General features: G+C 62.8%; 17 protein-coding genes and 1 pseudogene. 6 read left to right on the top strand and 12 right to left on the bottom strand.

The features are described 5' to 3' along the window. Positions 1-258: 258 nt before the first annotated feature. The 4 genes from ACYVO7_RS25335 to ACYVO7_RS25320 form a co-directional block, all read right to left on the bottom strand. Complete coding sequence (locus tag ACYVO7_RS25335; RefSeq protein WP_460452539.1) at positions 259-438, bottom strand: DUF3309 family protein; 180 nt, start codon at positions 436-438, stop codon at positions 259-261. A gap of 643 nt (positions 439-1,081) precedes the next feature. Next, entirely contained in the window at positions 1,082-2,125 is a 1,044-nt protein-coding gene (locus ACYVO7_RS25330; protein WP_460452538.1) for an AI-2E family transporter, read from the bottom strand. A 460-nt stretch (positions 2,126-2,585) separates the two neighbouring features. Next, on the bottom strand, positions 2,586-4,331 hold the full coding sequence (locus tag ACYVO7_RS25325) for an adenylate/guanylate cyclase domain-containing protein (protein ID WP_460452537.1): 1,746 nt from the start codon (positions 4,329-4,331) through the stop codon (positions 2,586-2,588). A 122-nt stretch (positions 4,332-4,453) separates the two neighbouring features. Then, positions 4,454-4,789: a hypothetical protein gene (locus ACYVO7_RS25320; protein WP_460452536.1), complete on the bottom strand. Its 336-nt coding sequence runs from the start codon at positions 4,787-4,789 to the stop codon at positions 4,454-4,456. 735 nt (positions 4,790-5,524) lie between these two features. On the opposite strand from ACYVO7_RS25320, the gene ACYVO7_RS25315 reads away from it, so the two are divergent. From ACYVO7_RS25315 to ACYVO7_RS25295, 5 genes and pseudogenes are all read left to right on the top strand, one after another. Then, positions 5,525-6,211, top strand: coding sequence for a recombinase zinc ribbon domain-containing protein (locus ACYVO7_RS25315; protein ID WP_460452535.1), 687 nt, complete (start codon positions 5,525-5,527; stop codon positions 6,209-6,211). 57 nt (positions 6,212-6,268) lie between these two features. Continuing rightward, positions 6,269-6,538, top strand: a complete 270-nt coding sequence (locus tag ACYVO7_RS25310; RefSeq protein WP_460452534.1) for a hypothetical protein — start codon at positions 6,269-6,271, stop codon at positions 6,536-6,538. Positions 6,539-6,609: 71 nt separating this feature from the next. Next, positions 6,610-6,831 (top strand): annotated as a pseudogene (locus ACYVO7_RS25305) (DUF2239 family protein); the annotation flags it as partial. Between the two features lie 64 nt (positions 6,832-6,895). Next, positions 6,896-7,039 (top strand): DUF2239 family protein, encoded by a 144-nt coding sequence (locus ACYVO7_RS25300; protein WP_460452540.1) that lies wholly within the window; start codon positions 6,896-6,898, stop codon positions 7,037-7,039. Positions 7,040-7,041: 2 nt separating this feature from the next. Next, a complete protein-coding gene (locus ACYVO7_RS25295; RefSeq protein WP_460452533.1) occupies positions 7,042-8,064 on the top strand; it encodes a hypothetical protein in 1,023 nt (340 codons plus the stop codon). Between the two features lie 341 nt (positions 8,065-8,405). On the opposite strand, the gene ACYVO7_RS25290 is transcribed toward ACYVO7_RS25295, so the two are convergent. The 7 genes from ACYVO7_RS25290 to ACYVO7_RS25260 all read right to left on the bottom strand — a co-directional run bounded on the left by ACYVO7_RS25290 (position 8,406) and on the right by ACYVO7_RS25260 (position 14,837). Continuing rightward, positions 8,406-9,134: a PRC-barrel domain-containing protein gene (locus tag ACYVO7_RS25290; protein WP_460452532.1), complete on the bottom strand. Its 729-nt coding sequence runs from the start codon at positions 9,132-9,134 to the stop codon at positions 8,406-8,408. Between the two features lie 196 nt (positions 9,135-9,330). Then, entirely contained in the window at positions 9,331-9,798 is a 468-nt protein-coding gene (locus ACYVO7_RS25285) for a response regulator (protein WP_460452531.1), read from the bottom strand. A 206-nt stretch (positions 9,799-10,004) separates the two neighbouring features. After that, positions 10,005-11,153 (bottom strand): PAS domain-containing sensor histidine kinase, encoded by a 1,149-nt coding sequence (locus ACYVO7_RS25280; RefSeq protein WP_460452530.1) that lies wholly within the window; start codon positions 11,151-11,153, stop codon positions 10,005-10,007. Next, complete coding sequence (locus tag ACYVO7_RS25275; RefSeq protein ID WP_460452529.1) at positions 11,153-12,703, bottom strand: ATPase domain-containing protein; 1,551 nt, start codon at positions 12,701-12,703, stop codon at positions 11,153-11,155. Before ACYVO7_RS25275 ends, ACYVO7_RS25280 begins: the two co-directional genes overlap by 1 nt. A 1-nt stretch (position 12,704) precedes the next feature. Next, a complete protein-coding gene (locus tag ACYVO7_RS25270) occupies positions 12,705-13,106 on the bottom strand; it encodes a hypothetical protein (protein WP_460452528.1) in 402 nt (133 codons plus the stop codon). 41 nt (positions 13,107-13,147) lie between these two features. After that, entirely contained in the window at positions 13,148-13,306 is a 159-nt protein-coding gene (locus tag ACYVO7_RS25265) for a hypothetical protein (RefSeq protein ID WP_460452527.1), read from the bottom strand. A 538-nt stretch (positions 13,307-13,844) separates the two neighbouring features. Next, complete coding sequence (locus ACYVO7_RS25260; RefSeq protein WP_460452526.1) at positions 13,845-14,837, bottom strand: alpha/beta fold hydrolase; 993 nt, start codon at positions 14,835-14,837, stop codon at positions 13,845-13,847. Positions 14,838-14,882: 45 nt separating this feature from the next. Between ACYVO7_RS25260 and ACYVO7_RS25255 the strand changes: the two genes are divergently transcribed. Beyond that, positions 14,883-15,359 carry a hypothetical protein gene (locus tag ACYVO7_RS25255; protein ID WP_460452525.1) on the top strand — a complete coding sequence of 159 codons (477 nt, stop codon included), beginning with the start codon at positions 14,883-14,885 and terminating at the stop codon, positions 15,357-15,359. 235 nt (positions 15,360-15,594) lie between these two features. Here the strand turns inward: ACYVO7_RS25255 and ACYVO7_RS25250 are convergent, their stop codons facing one another. After that, positions 15,595-16,542, bottom strand: coding sequence for a threonine ammonia-lyase (locus ACYVO7_RS25250; RefSeq protein ID WP_460452524.1), 948 nt, complete (start codon positions 16,540-16,542; stop codon positions 15,595-15,597). Positions 16,543-16,648: the final 106 nt, after the last annotated feature.

Here is a 16,648-nt window from a genome sequence, read left to right as displayed (position 1 = left end):
CGCGACCCTGGCCGCGTATCGCGATTCCTGTCCCGGAACGCAAAACTCCCCGACGCTGGGGGGCGTCGGGGAGTTTTGGGAAGGGTTGGTTGCGGGGACGCGCAACCACCGAAGGTTGAGCCTGAAATGCGCCGTCTAGGTACTGTTGTCAGCTCGTGAGCGAGGCGTCGCTCGTCAGCTCCCGGCCCACGAGCACGGCGACGTCGATGCGCTCCTCGATGAGGCCGACCGAAGGGAGATGCCGGGACGCAGAGCGGTTCAGAGAGGACCGACACGTGTTCCGGTCAGGATCCCCGCTAACCAGAGCACCACCAGGATCAGCAGGATAAATCCAATCACCCCACCGAGACCGGCACCACCGTAATTTCTGTGAGCATAGTAACCGCCGCCACCTCCGAATATAACAAGAATAATTATAATGATTAGGAGCGTGCTCATGACGAGTTATCCTGATCTTGTACTGGTTATTTATACGTTTATCCAAATATCAGCGTTGTTCGAGTGATGTTTCAACCTCGATATTAGCCATGTACGTAGTAGGGCCGGTGGTAGCGGAACCCACGCCGTGGACCGAAACCTGTGTGACCGCTGTCGAGTTGGCGGCCGTAAGAGCCGCCACGGTGGCCATAGGGGTAGCCAAAGCCCGGCTGGCCATGGCCAATGCCATACTGGGGCCCGTACCACGCCCCGCCGTAGCCGGATCGGCCATAGTAGATGGGACGACGGTAGGTTCCGTACCGGTTCCCATAGGGGTACCCATAGCTATAGCCGCTGGAGGTCGAGATCACGACGGCGCCGGGAGCGCCATAATAGCCATGGTCAACCGGCACGCAGGCCGCAGCCGGACCAGACAGCCCGACGACGAGTAGAAGCCTCTTCATCACCGATCCTCCTGACTGCATTGCATTCCAGCAGACCATACGGTGCGCTGTTTTCTAAAATGCGCATTGAGGAAGATCAGCCTAACACCACGCCGGCGCCCCTCGCTGGAAGAGTTTGAGACCGCGGCAGCGCCGACCGCCAGGCTTCCTTATCTTTTTCTGTTGGCAAGACAGGGGGGCTTGCCCGGTCGATGGCGCACCTATCGGTCTTGCGATGCGGAGTAGATGTCCCAGACGGCAAGAAACATCGCGGCGATCACCGGCCCGACGATGAAGCCATGCAGGCCGAACGTCTCGATGCCGCCCAATGTCGAGATAAGGACGACGTAGTCCGGCATCTTGGTCGCTTGTCCGACCAGAAACGGGCGGAGTAGATTGTCGACTAGGCCGATGACGAAAATCCCGTAGAGAAGCAGGAAAATTCCCTGCCAGATCGATCCCGTGGTGAGGAAATAGACCGCGACGGGAAGCCAGACGAGCGCTGCCCCGATGGCGGGTAGAAGCGAGAGGAACGCCATCAGCACCGCCCAGAGCAGTGCCGCATGAACACCCAGGAACCAGAAGACAAGGCCGCCCAGCACGCCCTGCAGGATTGCGACGAGGATATCGCCCTTGACCGTCGCCCGGATCACCACGGTGAACTGCCCGAATAGCGCGTCCCGCTGTTCGGCGCGAAGCGGGAGTGCCGCCCTCAGCCGTCCGGCCAGCGCCTCCCCGTCGCGCAGCAGGAAGAAGAGCAGGTAGAGCATCACGCCGAGGCCGACGACGAAACCGAACGTGCTCTGGCTCACGGCGAACGCCCCGGTCGCGATCGCCTGGACACCGCTGGTCAGCGCAGCCGCGATCCTGGTCCGCACGGCGCCGAGATCGGTGAGTCCGAAGCGGTCGAGGATGCCGGTCATCCAAGACGGCAGCTCGTCGAACACCGGCTGGAAGATCCTCACCGCGTCGATCTCCCCGGACTGCATCCGGCCATAGAGATCGGACGCTTCCTTCGCCAGGGCCGCGGCTACGAGCAGAACGGGCAGCACGACGATCAGCACGATGATCGCCACCGTCGTCAGCGCGGCGAAGGTCGGGCGCCGCGGCGACGGGCCGGCTAGCCGTGCATTCAGCGGGTGAAAAACGATCGCGATCACGGCCGCCCAGAAGAGCGCGCCGAAAAATGGCCACAGGATCCAGGCGAACGCGGCCGATACGAGCGCGATCAACGTCAGAAAGGCCTTATGCTCCAGTGTGCGCAAGGCGTGCCTCTCCGGTCGAAGCCATGGAGCACCGCGCCGACGGCGCGACCTGAGAGACAGAAGTACACGGTTCCGCTGTGGACCACATTGAGCCAGCCCAATCGGTTCACTTCGGGCAGGGTGGCCCATGCTGGCCAGTGTCCTGAGGAGCGCTACAGGCTGGGGGTGGGATCAGCCGCCATAAGAGCAACAGGGATCCCGGCGGCAGGCCCAATTAGCCCATCAGCTCCGGCGCGAACCGGCCCTGAAAGGCCCGATTGTGGATGGACCTCACCGTCTTCGCCCGCTCCTCGCCGGCAAAGTAGCAAATTCGCCGGCGCCAAGCCGGCCTGCCAGTCGTGGGCGCGCACCAGGGTTTATTGTGCGGCAACGCCATGGCGGCAGATGTTTCAAATTACCGGCCAGCCCAGGCCTATAGGCACCTTTGAGAAACGATCATCGGTTGTATCCGAGAATACGTCTAGTCAGGAAGTCCGGCCTGCCTCAAGCCTGCACATGCGATATCGAGCACCCGTTCGCTCAGAGGCTGAACCGCACGAATGTCACTGATGGTGAGACCTGGGTAGCTTTGCTGAAGCTTCTGAACCGACGCCCTGGCCTCTGTCATTCGTCCGTCAAGCGCGTAAGCAGCCGCAAGATTTCGATACAGCCAGATCGCCTTTGGGTTAGTTAGACTTGCTTTCTCTAACCACTTTGTCGAGATCCCATATCGGCCCGCCACAAAATGAGCAATGCCGATTCCTGCATAAAAACTGAACACTAGCGGATCGAATGGGCTAAGCCGGAGTGCATTTTCGAAATGTGAGATTGCCGTCTCGGGGTCGTCGGAGAAGTTCCGCAGCCAGCCACTGCGGCTCCACGCCAGGGCCGAATTCGGGTCGAGGAAAAGAGCTCTCTCGATGATGAAGAGCGCTGTCTGGCGTTCGCGTGTGATGGAGTAAGCAGCGCTGAGTACCGTCAAAACAAAAGGGTCGTCGGCGGCCACCGCAGCGGCCGCTTGGGCTTGCGACATTGCTTGGAGCCTGTCACTGGCAGGATCACTTGACCAATTGTAAACTACACGCTGCGCCGCGCACCACGAGGATAGCGCTAAAGCGAGCGGGTAGTTTTGATCGAGCTTCAGTGCGCTCTCAAGCAGGATTCCGCCGGTCAAATTTGACAGTTTATCTAGGGACCAGACCTGCGGGAGGGCGCGCATTACCAAGTCATACGCATCGAGGCTATCCGGCCTTTTTCGACGTGCTCGTTCGATCTCTGCGATGCGAATGGACGGCTCGATAGCTCCAACAACGTTGGATGCGATCGTGTCCTGAAGATCAAATACATCCTCCACGACGCCATCGTACCGTTCAGACCAAAGCGTTGCGCCAGTAACTGCGTCCATCAACTGTGCCGTGATTCGCAGTTTTTCTCGGGACCGTCTGATACTCCCTCGCAGCACGTAGCGGACACCCAACTCTCGACTGACATCACCGATGCTGACCGACAGGCGCCTGTAGTCGATCATTGAACTACGAGCGATGACAAAGAAGGAACGTACGCGGGACAATGCGGAGGTGAGATCATCCATGATTCCATCCGCAAGGTAATCGTCATGACCGCTCGGCCCCAAAACTTCAAAAGGCAGGATGGCGATCGATGGCTTTTCCGGGAGAGGAAGGGGGCCGGACCGCCCTGGAACTGCCCCCGCCGGCAATAGGGCATAGGCTTGAATTGGCTCGTTCAAGTTCTTGACCTGCTGCAATCCCATATCCGTGAAGGCATGTGTCACGGCTTTCCGAGAATGATCAAATGCCGCTCCGGATAAGCAGATGCCGCCGGGCTGCGCCAGTCCCTGCAGCCGCGCCGCAATATTCACATTCTCACCAAACAGGTCGCCTCCGCGAACAAGGACATCTCCCAAATGAACACCCATCCGAAGCCTGAGCGCGATTGTACGGTATTCCTTGTTTAGGCGCTCTTGTATTTCTGCTGCGCACTCCACCGCGTCCACTACGCTTGGAAATTCGGCAAGTATACTGTCTCCAGCAGTATTCGCTATGCGCCCACCCCGTTCGTTGATGCTTCTATCCGTGATCATCCGACACGCGACTAGCGATCTCATGGCGCCAACCTCGTCGGCTTCCATCAGGCGAGAATAACCTGCCACGTCTGCTGCCAATATTGCGACCAGTCTTCGGCCGCTTTGTCTATTTCCGGCTTCCATCAGCCGCCTCGCAACATTCTTTCGAACTCGTGATCGCCCGCGTGGCTAAGCCGCAAGGCTTTTCGTTCGACCTGTAAGTCTGCTCTCGGCTAGCATGGCTCGAGTCCCACGGTGTGGCGTTTTCAAGTTCCTCCCAAATCAATGAAAGCGCAGAACGTCAGGAAGCGCGGATCAGGGTAGTCCGCCGTTGGCGGACCGGCATACACCGGCTTGCGCCTGACGCCGCACCAGTGCGCTGGGTGATCGCAGCCCGGGATTGGCAGCCAGACCAGAGCGTTGCGCGCAACATGGATCCAGGCGAGATGGCGATGGCTCACGATTTCAACGTCCCCGTTCGTCAGCAGACGAAAGTCGACCCACTCACAGTCGCCAGTCACTGGATCAGCCGTGCAGCGCAGGTCACCATAGACATCGTGCGCCAGTATCAGAGCTGCGGCGGTGATAGCAGCAGCATACACCGCTAACCCTCCCAAGTCGTGGTCTATCGAAAACGACTAGCGGCCACGTTCGCCATGGAGCGAACACATCCGATGCGGCCGAATGGAAATGTGTTTCAAGGTCGTCTACGGCGTGCGAACGCAGGACCGCAACGGAACATCCGGCCGCTGTGTCCGTGGCTTGGCTCCTAGACTTGAAGCCGCTCTTCGGGGCGGCCCTCTATGTCTAGAGGCGCGCATCCTAGCGGAGGGGACAGAGGAGCAAGCACGGGATTGATGGAAATCCGCCGCCTCTGAGCAGGAGGTCAATGTGCCGCTGTTCTTACCGCATTGACAATCATGCGGGACCTCGTGCGAGCGGTCCCACGGGTGGATGTTCCGCTACGTTGGCCGGCATGCGCACAGGGTCGCGCGAAAGCGTCGGATAGCCCAGCCGAGATAGACACCATGCCGAGAGCCGGATTTGCGGATCGGGTGTATCCTGATCTGACAGATGGATCGGCAGTCCGGCTCGCATCCCATGGGCGCTCGGCGTAGCCAGCGCTTCGCATAGGCGATCCGGGGTAGACCGGCAGATCGTCCGTCTGGTGAAGCCTCTCTTGAAGATTGGAGGCGAGCAATGGCTCAGGATGCTGCGTGCAAGACGCCGGGATAATCCGGATCCCTCTGCAGAGCCTCAGCCCCTCGGGAGCGGCCCCCTCCCGGCGGGCTTTTTCATTGCCGCTGGCATGCGATGCATCCGGTTTGTGTCGGACTATGAGCAACCCGGGCGAGCTCTATTCGGTTGCAACCAGCGCCCGGGGCGTGCTGGAGTGGATCCGCTGCTCCTATGTGAAGGACCCGCGCACCGGCCGCCGGCTGGCGAGGCCGAACCCGCCCCACCTCTGGGAGACCATCCCGGTTCCGGAGCTGCGCATCGTCAGCGACGAGCTGTGGCTCAAGGCGAAGGAGCGCCAGCGCGAGGTGCGCGCCCGCGTCGGCGGCCAACCCGGGAGCGACGCCGCCCTGAACGCCACGCACCGGGCGCGCTTCCTGCTGTCGGGCCTGCTGCGCTGCGGCTGCTGCGGCGGCGGCTACATGGTCATCGGCAAGGACCGCTACGGCTGCGCCACGCGCCGGCAGAAGGGCGCCTGCGACAATGGCCGCACCATCACCCGCCAGGAGATCGAGAGCCGGGTCCTGGCCGGCCTCAAGGAGCGCCTGCTGGCGCCCGATCTCGTCGCCGCGTTCATGACGGCGCTGCAGGGCGAACTGACCAGGGAGCGCACGCGTCGGCTGGCCAGCGCCGGCCAGCGCGCCAAGACGCTGGCCGAGATCGACCGCCGCATCGCCGGCATGCTGCGGGCGATCGAGGACGGGCTGTATGAGCCGTCGATGAAGGACAGGATGGCGGCGCTGCGGACGGAGCGGGAGGCGCATCTGGCCGCCGGCGAGCCGGGGTAGGAGGCGCAGTTCGACATCCTGCTCCACCCTCGCCTGCCCGAGCTGTACCGGCGCAAGGTGGAGACGCTGGAGGCGGTTCTCGACGGTCCCGACCGGGCCGAGGCCATGGATGTCATCCGCTCGATGATCGACCAGGTCGAGCTGCGGCCGCGCGCCGACGGGCCCGGGCTCGCCGCCGTGCTGCAGGGCGATCTGGCCGCGATTCTGGCGGCGTGCGGCGAGGCCAAGGCCCAGAACGCAGAACTCCCCGGCGCTGGGGAGCGTCCGGGGAGGCTGCTCTCGGTGGTTGCGGACCACCGAGAGTTAAGTCTGGCCTGCGCCGTCTAAGACCTAGTTTGGTAACAACCTAGCACGACATTGCCGACCTGTGTTTCGGCTGAAAGCGATCTGCCAACGACGTGGTGACGTTCGGGTGTTCGACGACAAGACCGGTTCACAAATGGATCTCGACCTGGGCCGCCCACCCGGGCCGAAGCAGGCGCTCAAGACCAGACTGGAACCGAGGTCCGCAAGGCGGGGTGGAGTCCCGCGATGTCACCCTTCTGCCGCGCCACTGGGAGTGGCTGAGCCAGCAACCAGGCGGCGCGCTGGTGGAGGCAGCCCGCAAGAACGCCTGTGAGCGCGAAGCCGCCGCCCGCCCAGGCAGGCTTCTGATCGCCTCATGTCTGCGGCGCTTGGCGATGCATATGCTACGAGGAAACGTCGCGAGCGCTATACAGAGGCGATTGCACCCGCTTCGCGCAGCTCTCAGAGATGTGGCCGGAAGACTTGCGCGACTACGCGCGCCGCCTCGCGGCGCCGGCGTTCTTCGATAGCCAGGAAACGTAGACATGAGCGGGACGTACGACGACTTGCTGCGGGCTGGCGTGGCCCTCGCGCCCACCCGACAGGGCGCCAAAATGCCAATCATCGATGTCACGCACCCCAGGTTCGCTCTGCCAGACGATGAGGCGAGCGTGGAGGCGCTGCGGCGCGAGGTTGAGCGGCAGGACCGGCTCCACCGTCTCGTCCCGGCCTTCGTGATGGGCTGGATGCTCAATTCCGCCGCGCGGCGATCCAGGTTCGTGCACGCTATGGTTCAACCCGGGTCGTCGTTCCTGGACGGGCTCACGACGTACGCGATGAAGCTTGGGTGTGGCAACCTGCTCCCCCCTTACGACGGCGAGGTGGACCAGCGGTTCTCCCGCTCGCCATATGCGACCTTGCTGCGACTGCGCATGCAGCAGACGGCCGGTCTGATCGCCGGAGCGGCCGCCCGCGAACTCCGCGCAGCGCCCCGCCGGCCGTTGCATCTGATCGACATCGCTGGCGGCCCGGCGATGGACGCGATCAACGCGGTGATCATGATGGCTGCTTCCTCGCCAGAGTTGCTCGGCCCGGTCGAGATCCATGTTCTCGACCTCGACGAGGAGGGTCCGGCGTTTGGCGCGTCGGCTCTGGATGAGCTTCGACGCGAGGGGCGGCCGCTTCACGGAATCACCGTGTCCCTTCGCCGGCTCGCCTATGACTGGAGCGACACGGGGCCGTTGGACGCGCTTGTGACCGGGCTTACGGCCCGGGACGCAGTTGTCGTGGCCTCGTCAGAGGGCGGTCTCTTCGAGTACGGGAGCGACGACGAGATCATCCGCAATCTGTCGAGCCTGCGCGCAGGCGGGCGAGGAGCCAGCGCGGTAATCGGCTCGGTAACGAGCTCAGACCAGCGCAGGCGCAGTCAGGCTATCCAGAGCAGACTGAAGCTCCACCCACGGGGGCTGGAGGGGTTCGCCCCGCTTGCTGCGGCTGCGGGATATCGGATCTCGCAATCGAGGTCGGCCGTCATCAGTGATCAGGTGGAACTGACACCGCTCACCTAGGGCGTTTTCTCCTCGTCTGCTTCGAGAATTTCCGCTCGGATGCCCGCTGGACGGCCTCATACCCAGCGTCCCGGGTCAGCGGCGGCCGAGTCCGGTTTGACAGGACGTGGTGGAAATCCGGACCAAGCGAAGCCAAAGAACACCCCGCCAACGCGGGGTGAGGTGGTGAGCGGGCATCATGCTTGCTCTCGGTCTTTGCCGAGGCGCTTAATGCTACAAGGGAATTCAGCCACGGGGAGCTACTTACACTGTGTCATCTCCCCGGTGCTTGATATCAAACATCGGCCTCGGCGGGGTAGTCGGCCAGCGCTAATGGGCGCTCTGCCGCGCTCGGCCCTCGTTCAGGGGGAAGCGAACAGCTTGTCGTTCCGGTCGCGCCAAGCCTCGTCAGAGAGCCAGCGGTAGTCCTGGTCGGGCATTAACGGGATCGCCTTCACCTTCGCCTGTGACATCGGGAGGAAGAAGCTGACCCGCTCCTGCGAGACCTTTAGGGCCCGGATTGGGACGACGATGCTGTCCTTTCCCGGCGTGAAGAATCCACCCGCGGCGACGATTGCATAGTCCCGCCGGTCTTTCGTGCCGAACACGATGTTTCTGACCTCCCCAATGATCTTGTCGTCTGAACTACGCACCTCGGCGCCGATGATCTCGTCAGCTCTCATCCCGGGCGCCAGGTCCTCAATGTTGACCAGAGGCTTGGCGTCCTTTCGGTCGCGCTCCCCCTTCACGGCGCCGCGAGAGGCTTGCGGCTTCGTGGCGTCCATCTGCATTTCCGCGTCTTCCTCGTCATTGCCGCCGAGCGTCTCCATCGACGGCCCCGACACAAGCTCCCGGATCGTCGCTACGAGCCGCTCGCATTCATCCTGACGGCCGTAGGACCACAGCGTGAATGCGGCGTCGCGCAAGCTTCGAAGGTCGCGCACGCTCTGCCGGTTTGCCGCGCCCTGGAACTCCGGACGATTGCGAATTGCTTCCTCTAGTTTCGCATCCGCGATCTGGCACTCTGCGCGGGCCTGAGTCGCCGTTGATCCAAGCAATGTCAGGCAAATCAGGGCTTTAGCGAGCTTCATGTGGGTCGACTCCTGAGGGCCGCGGACGGGCCAGATCTGACCGGCCTTGCCAGATCTGGAGTCGATGCCTCTGCGAACGCCATGGCGTCGAGCAGCAAGGCGGGTTGCTCTGGCAGGAACTCGCCAGCGACAGCATCAGAGCTTTGAGCGAGGCTGGAGAACGCAACGAGCCTGAATCGCGGCGAGTCTGCCTGGCTCAGCAAACGTCACCCTGGTTCAGCAGGCCCGCGATCGCGGTGATGACTTGAGCTGGCACAAAAGGCTTCGTGATCAGAACGCTGTTCGGCACCCCGTGAGATGCCCATTCGGCAGCGGCCGCGCCGGTTATGTAAATGACAGGAATGGTCGGCGCGAGTTCGCGGGCGCGGCGTGCGATGTCCCAACCGTCGGGGCCCGAGCCCAGATGTGCGTCGGTGATGATCCCGACAAATCGGCTCACGTCTTCCTCGATTTCCTTCAGGGCTCGATTGCCGTTACCGGCGCAAACAACGTCGAACCCCGCATCCCGCAGGGCGCCCTCAAGCATATGGAGGATAAGGCGCTCATCTTCGGCAAAAAGGAGGAGGGAGGCGACCGCATCAGATTCTTGCAAATTAGGCACCTTGCGGATTTGAGCGGCTTTTCCAACCATACTGGAAACGGCTTTTGACAGAATTGGTTGCAACTTGTCGGCCCCTCAGTGATATCTTCGATCTCGCAGCCCGCGACGCCACTCATCGTTGCGCATTGCGCTGCATGAATCCCGCGGGCGTGACGCGCGCGACCGCCGTGGCGCTCGCTTCGGTCGGGCTATGAATCCAGCTCATCCTTGCACTACTTTGACGCGGCCTCGCCCCCGTCCCATCCCGCTAGGCCACCAGCTTATGGCATCTATCCATCAACTCTGGCGGGCGTTGAGGACTCGGACGACGACGGGAAACGGATTGAGACGATCGTTCCAGCCCCTGGCGAGGCGGACCTGACGAGTGCGCCTGAAAGCTGGCGAACGAAGATCGCCACATAGTCGGAGCCATGTTTCCCAGGCGTGCTTCCTTGGTCCTGAGCCGCCATCCCGATCCCGTCGTCGGTGACCCTGAGCTCGATCTCAGTTCCGATCCGTCGTACGGCAAGGGTGACCAGCCCGACGCCGCTAGGAAAAGCGTGTTTGATCGCGTTGGTGCACAGCTCGTTGACCACGAGGCCAAAAGGAACGGCGCGCTCGGAATCAATCGTCAGCGCTTCCGCCTCCACGGTCACCCGCACGCCAGACCTATCCCCCAGCAGACTGGCGGACAGGGTCGCGGCGATTTTCGTGAGATAGACGTCAAGGGCGACGGTCTGGCCTCGACTGGAGTGTGACATGAGGTCGTACAGCTGGGCGATGGCCACAATCCGGTGCTGCATGGCCCGATAGCCTTGCACGCAAGGCTCCGGCGTCCGTTTGATCTCCTGAGCGATCAACGCCACGACGACCTGCAGATTGTTCTTCACACGGTGCGAAACCTCCTTCGTCAGCACGTTGGCGTCGTGTTCCCGCCGCCTGCGCTCGCGAACCTCGGCCTGCAGCCGGGCATTCGCCGAATCTGCGGCTTCGATCAGTTCATCCTGGTGGAGCGCCCCGAGAAGCAGAGCCTGGCTGATCGCCTGCCTTGTCTCGTGCAGCGGCCCCGTTTCGCTCACCTGGATGATGACGCCGGCCGTTTGGCCTTCGGCTTTGACCGGCCACAGACTGTACGAGAAGAAGAGAGGGCAAGGGCCTTGTCGTTCTTCCGCCGTGTGACTCACCGCCTCGCCGGTTCGAAAGACGCGATCGAGAAGCGCCAGGCACTCGTCGGCGGGCGACAACAGTCTGTGAAACGGACTTCCAATCACCTCGTCCCGGGCCTTGCCGATGAGCTGGCAGAAGGCGAAGTTGGCGTATCGGACGATATACGCCTCGCCGGAGAGCTCGGTCACCGCCCAAGGCGCATGGTCGAAGGAGCTAGAAAGATCGGCAAGCAACGCGGTCGAAACTGGTTCCGTGACCTTCGTATTCGGCATCACTCGCGGGCCTTCGGCTCTGGTGGGCTTTCGTCTTCTTGAGGCCTGCGCGGGCCTGTCCGTTCCGGGAGCCCAGTGCTCAGCTGGCTGTAGTCCGTAGTCCGCGGATTGATGACGACCACGCCATGGTCACTGATGACATACTCCCGGATGTCCTTGCTGTGGTTGCCCCCGCGCACCTTGATGACGACGATCGTCTTCCGCAGCTGGCCGTCGATCTCCACATAGCGCAACCGAATGATGTCGTCGGTGAGGAACGACACCGCATAATGGCTGAACTGAAGGGATGTGAAGTTGTCCTCCACCTCGACCGTGCTGAGAATCGTGATGCCGGCGCCGGTCAGGGCGCCGATCATGCGGTACAGCGACTCGCGGAAGTCGGCCCGAAAGCTGGGCGCCAGCGCCATCTCGAAGCCCACGAGCGAATCGATGACGACGCGCTTAGCGTCCACCCTCTTGATGGCGTCCAGGATCGCCAGCATGGTCTCGTCGACCGATAGGTCGAGCGGACGAAGGTAAAGAAGCTCGAGGGTTCCCGCTTCCACCGCGGCCTTTAACTTGAGGCCGAACGCGTCCGCCCGTTGGACGTAACCATCCGGACGCTCCTCGAAGATCGCCATCACGCCCGGCTCGCCGCGGCGGAGTCCCTCGCCGATGAACTGGGTGGCCAGCGCCGACTTTCCCGTGCCCGACGGTCCCGCCACCAGAACGCTGTCTCCCTCCAGAACGCCGCCGCCGAGCATCTTGTCGAGCTCAGGAATCCCCACGGAAAGCCGAGTGCGCCGCTGGGGTCGCGCCCTGGCGGTTTCCAGTCCGAGGGTGCGCGAGAAGGCCTGGAGCCCTTCGTCAGTGATCCGGAGGGTGTGCAGCCCCGGCACCGAGGCCTGGCCACGCAGTTTTAAGATCTGCAGCTTCCGGACGACGGAATTGCGCTCCGTCACCTGTGAAAGCCACAGGATGCTGTCGACCATGGTGAAAAGCGGATTGTCGCGGATCTCGTCCTGGACGTATTCACCCACCAGGAGTGTCGTGACTTCTGAATTCACCAGGAACTGGGACAGATGGTGGACGAAGGCCTGCACCTCCGTCTCGCCCGCGTCGCCGATCGCCCTTCGGGCGAGGCTGCGGAAAGAATCGATCACCACCACGCCAGGATTGTACGCTGTGACCTGAGCCTCGATCTCCTCCAGCACGAGGCTGAGGTCGTTCTTCAGGGCCGCTTCGGACAGGTTGATGAACCGGATGGCGCCACCGACCTTGGAATCGTCGTAGAATGAGAACTGCTGCTGGTAGCGCAGCATCTTGATGACTGGCTCGCCGAGCACCGTAAAATAGAGCACCGGCCTGTCCGCGGTTCCATTGGCGAACGCGAGTTGGTGCACCAGCGTCGTCTTGCCGCATCCGGGCGAGCCGCCGATCAGGTTGAACGAGAACTCTGGGATGCCCCCTCCCAGGATCTCGTCCAGACCGCGTACCCCCGTTGAAATCTTGTGAATCGCGACCTTGGGGGGCTTCGGCAGGCCCACGTTTGGTTGGGCTGGATTGGCCATTTTATTCGGCTTTCTCTTCATTCGCCGCAGCGCTGAAATCCGGGTCGTCGAAGGGAAGCTGCGGCCATATCTGGCTGAGCAGGCGCAAGGTCAGAGCTGGGCCGATGAAGGCCGCGAGCAGGCCGAGCAACTGAGCCAGAAGGACGACCTCGCCGTTGCAGAAGTCGGCCCCTTCGGATTTTGAATGAGCGACGCCAAGCCCCTCCAACTCTCCGTCTACGACCTGCACCGTCGTCAACCAGGGGACCTCGGCTGCGGCAAGGACCAACGCGCGCATCAGCAGCGCATGAAAGCCGCCCCTTCCCATCATCATCGAAAAATGCGGACCCAGCTTCTCGAGGGCCCGAAATGCGACGGGATCGTCCGCGCTCGCGGATGAGTCCTTCGGCGTTTCCGCAGCCATCAACCGCCTAGCGATACTCCGCATCTGTGAAGAGGCGCGGTTCACTCGTAGCCTTTCGGCTCGCCCATCGCCCGCATCGCCGACTCAGAGCTTTTTGTTGAGCGCGTCGGCAAGCCGTTTGCCGCTCCCTTTACGGCGCCCCTGACCCTATCGATCGCCTCACTTGCCACCCCGTCGGCCTTGTCACGAGTGCTGCTCATCAGACTTCTCCGGATCGGTGTTTGGGGCCACAAGCTAACTTGCCCGCACACGCTCGTACCGTCGCTGGCGCCTGTGACGTTTCCACTTACGTTGTTTCCGGCTTAGTAGTTATAACGAAGATCAGCGGTCCAGATTCGTCATCTAAACCGGGTACGCTAACCACGGGTGACCCGATGCGATCCGCAAGGATAGCGAGCTCGGCATCTCCTGGACAAAGTCTATTCTAGGCCAGAATCGCTGGTAAGAGTAGGTCGGCGTCGCTAGCCAGAGCGGACATCAATCGAGAACGTGCTGGAGTGGCTGCAGCACAAGCAGGCTATGGGGCGCTCCAGGACTGCGCGCTGAGTCTGCACACAGTCGCAGTCTGACATATCCACGTAAAAGCGACCTGAAGAAGGTCGCCGCTAGGGCCGACAAGGTGCTGAAGGCTGAAAAACGCCAAAGCCCAATGAACGAATGGCCGGACGGTTTCTCGTCCGGCCGATGCTCAGGCCGCGGCGGGTGCGGCGACGAGCTTCGTTTCGGGATAGTGGCAGATCACGCCGCCTTGTCGATGGCCGCCAGCACGCGTTCCGGGGCCGACTGATGCACCATGTGGCCAGCGCCTGCGACGCGATCCAGCGTGCTCTGCGGTATGTCTCCATGGAGACGAGCGGACTGGTCTTCTAGGTCGATCAGGCGGTCGCCGTCGCCCGCGATGATCGCGACCGGCATCTTCAACTCGCCGTAATGGTCCCGCATGGCGAAGGCGTCGGGGATCATCATCGCCGTCTCTTCGGCGCTGGCGTGAATCTGCGACGGCCGGAAGGTCATCTCCTTCGGGAAGCCGTCCTCGAACTTTTCGGGCACCGGGGCGGGGTCGAACAGCTTGCGCGTTGCTGCCGGCCACATCACCCGGCTCATCAGTGGCGCGATCGTATGGCCCACGATGTCGCCGACCAAAGGCACCGCCGGGCCCGACAGGGCGACAACATCGACGCGCGCGCTCGGGTAGTAGTAGCCCGATGCAAGGACGAGCGCCTTGACCAACTGCGGATGCCGAAACCCGAGCGCCACGGCGACCGAAGCTCCCCAGGAGTGCCCAAGCACTACGGCACGCGTCACGCCGAGCTTGCCCAGCGCGCGGTGGATCAGGTCGGCCTGAGCGGCGGGAGTCCATAGGGTGTCGCGCGAACGAGCGCTGTGCCCATATCCGGGCCGGTCGAAGACGATGGTGCGATACGATTTCGAGGCAAGGTCGACCAAGCCGCTCGACACGAAGTCCTGGATCATGCTGCCGTTGCCGTGGAGAAGGACGAGCGGCTCGCCCGTGCCGCGCTCGATGTAGTGCAGCCGGATGCCATTGACCTCGACGAAGCGACCCGTCGGCCGATTGGCCGCCTCCGCCCGCTTCGACGCCTGATTGTTCACGAGGGCGGCCACGGCAAGGGCCGCCGCCGCCGTGGCGAGAGCCGAAAGAACGGGTCGGCGCCGCACGAACTCGGGCATGAGCCGGTTGGCGGCAAAGTGATCGTTGGAGAAGATCGTCATGAGATCCCGGGAGTTCACCTACACGATGCCCCGGGGATCCGAGAAATGTTGCAGTGCAACATAAACAGTTCGGGAAGGCGGTCGTTCCTCCCTACAATATGGTGCACACGCTACCGCACCCAGCCTAAGCGGGAGACGCATCTGGCCGCCGGCGAGCCGGGGCAGGAGGCGCAGTTCGACATCCTGCTCCACCCTCGCCTGCCCGAGTTGGACCGGCGCAAGGTGGAGACGCTGGAGGCGGTTCTCGACGGTCCCGACCGGGCCGAGGCCATGGACGTCATCCGCTCGCTGATCGACCAGGTCGAGCTGCGGCCGCGCGCCGACGGGCCCGGGCTCGTCGCCGTGCTGCAGGGCGACCGGACCGCGACCCTGGCCGCCTGCGGCGAGGCCCTGTCCCGGAACGCAAAAACTCCCCGGCGCTGGGGGGCGTCGGGGAGTTTTGGGAGGGTTGGTTGCGGGGACGCGCAACCACCGAAAGTTGAGTCTGGCCTGCGCCGTCTAGGAACTGTAGTCCGCTCTTGACCCATAGCGGACTACGGGACGTCCGCCCTTAGGCAGCGAACAATCGGTTACTGCGGGATGCCCAGAGTGGGCAGCCTGTTGCCCTCCGAAGGCGTCCTGGGTTCCTGTTTAAGCACTTCCATTCCAACCCAAATTTTCGGTCGGAGCGCACTAGCGCCGCGGGACGGCACGTTTGGGCCACGCCAGTGCGTTCGCTTGCCAGTTAGCTCGATGCCAGCCCCTTCATCACTGTGGGTTATGCCAAGCTCAGGCCATCCGCGCCCGCGCCGCAGATCAACGCGCAGATGCGCGCTCTCGGCTCGAATTCCATGCGGCCGGATTGGAGCACCGCTACAGATGCTGCGCCTGAAAGATCGGCGGCGACGCCGAACTCGAACCACAGCGACCGAGCCGCGCTCTCCATCTCGTCATCGCTGACGAGAACGATCTCGTCCACGTTCTGCCGCGCGATATCGAAGATGGCCTGATCCGTTTTCCGGCAGGACATTGTCGCCACGCGCGTCTCCAGCCGATCGAGAGCGACCAACCGCCCGGCCTCGAAGCAAGCATGCAGGGTAGGCGATCCGACTGGCTCTATGCCGATTATTCGCGTTTGCGGCCGCTTGGCCTTGACGGCCGTGGAGAGGCCGCTGATGAGGCCGCCTCCGCCGATGGCGACAAGAATGACGTCCACGTCCGGCATCTCATCGAGGATGTCGAGGCCCAGTGTGCCCTGCCCCGCCACCACGACTGGGTCACTGAACGGGTGGGCATAGGTCGCGCCGGTCCGCTCGGCATAGGCTAACGCTGCCGCGTTCGCCTCATCCCAGACATCGCCCACAATATCGACCTCAGCGCCCCACTGCTTCAGCTTGACCACCTTGTCGGCCACTACGTTGGACGGCAGGTAGATCTTCGCTTTAGCGCCAAGGACGTGGGCCGAGCGCGCGATGGCCAGCCCGTGATTGCCGCCCGACGCGGTGACGATCCCGCGAGCACGTTCGCTGTCGCTCAGCGTCAGGAGGCGATTCATCGCGCCGCGCGCCTTGAAGGATCCTGCCGCCTGCAACAGCTCCAGCTTGAGTTTAACCGTAACATCCTCACGATCACCCGCGCTCAGCTGCGTAAAGGGCAGTATGGGCGTTTTGCGAATGAAGGGCGCGATGCGCTGGCGCGCGACTTCGATCGCCGCAAGGTCGATCATGACAACATCCCCCTGTAGGGGGCCGCGACAATCAAGCAGCAATTGCCGGGCCTGACACGGCCGGGCTGACGACGGCCGTAGAGGATCCCGTCAGCAGAGTAGTGAA

It is taken from the genome of Alsobacter sp. SYSU BS001988 (genome assembly GCF_054796215.1).
This window is presented reverse-complemented; position numbering and strand designations above follow the sequence as displayed.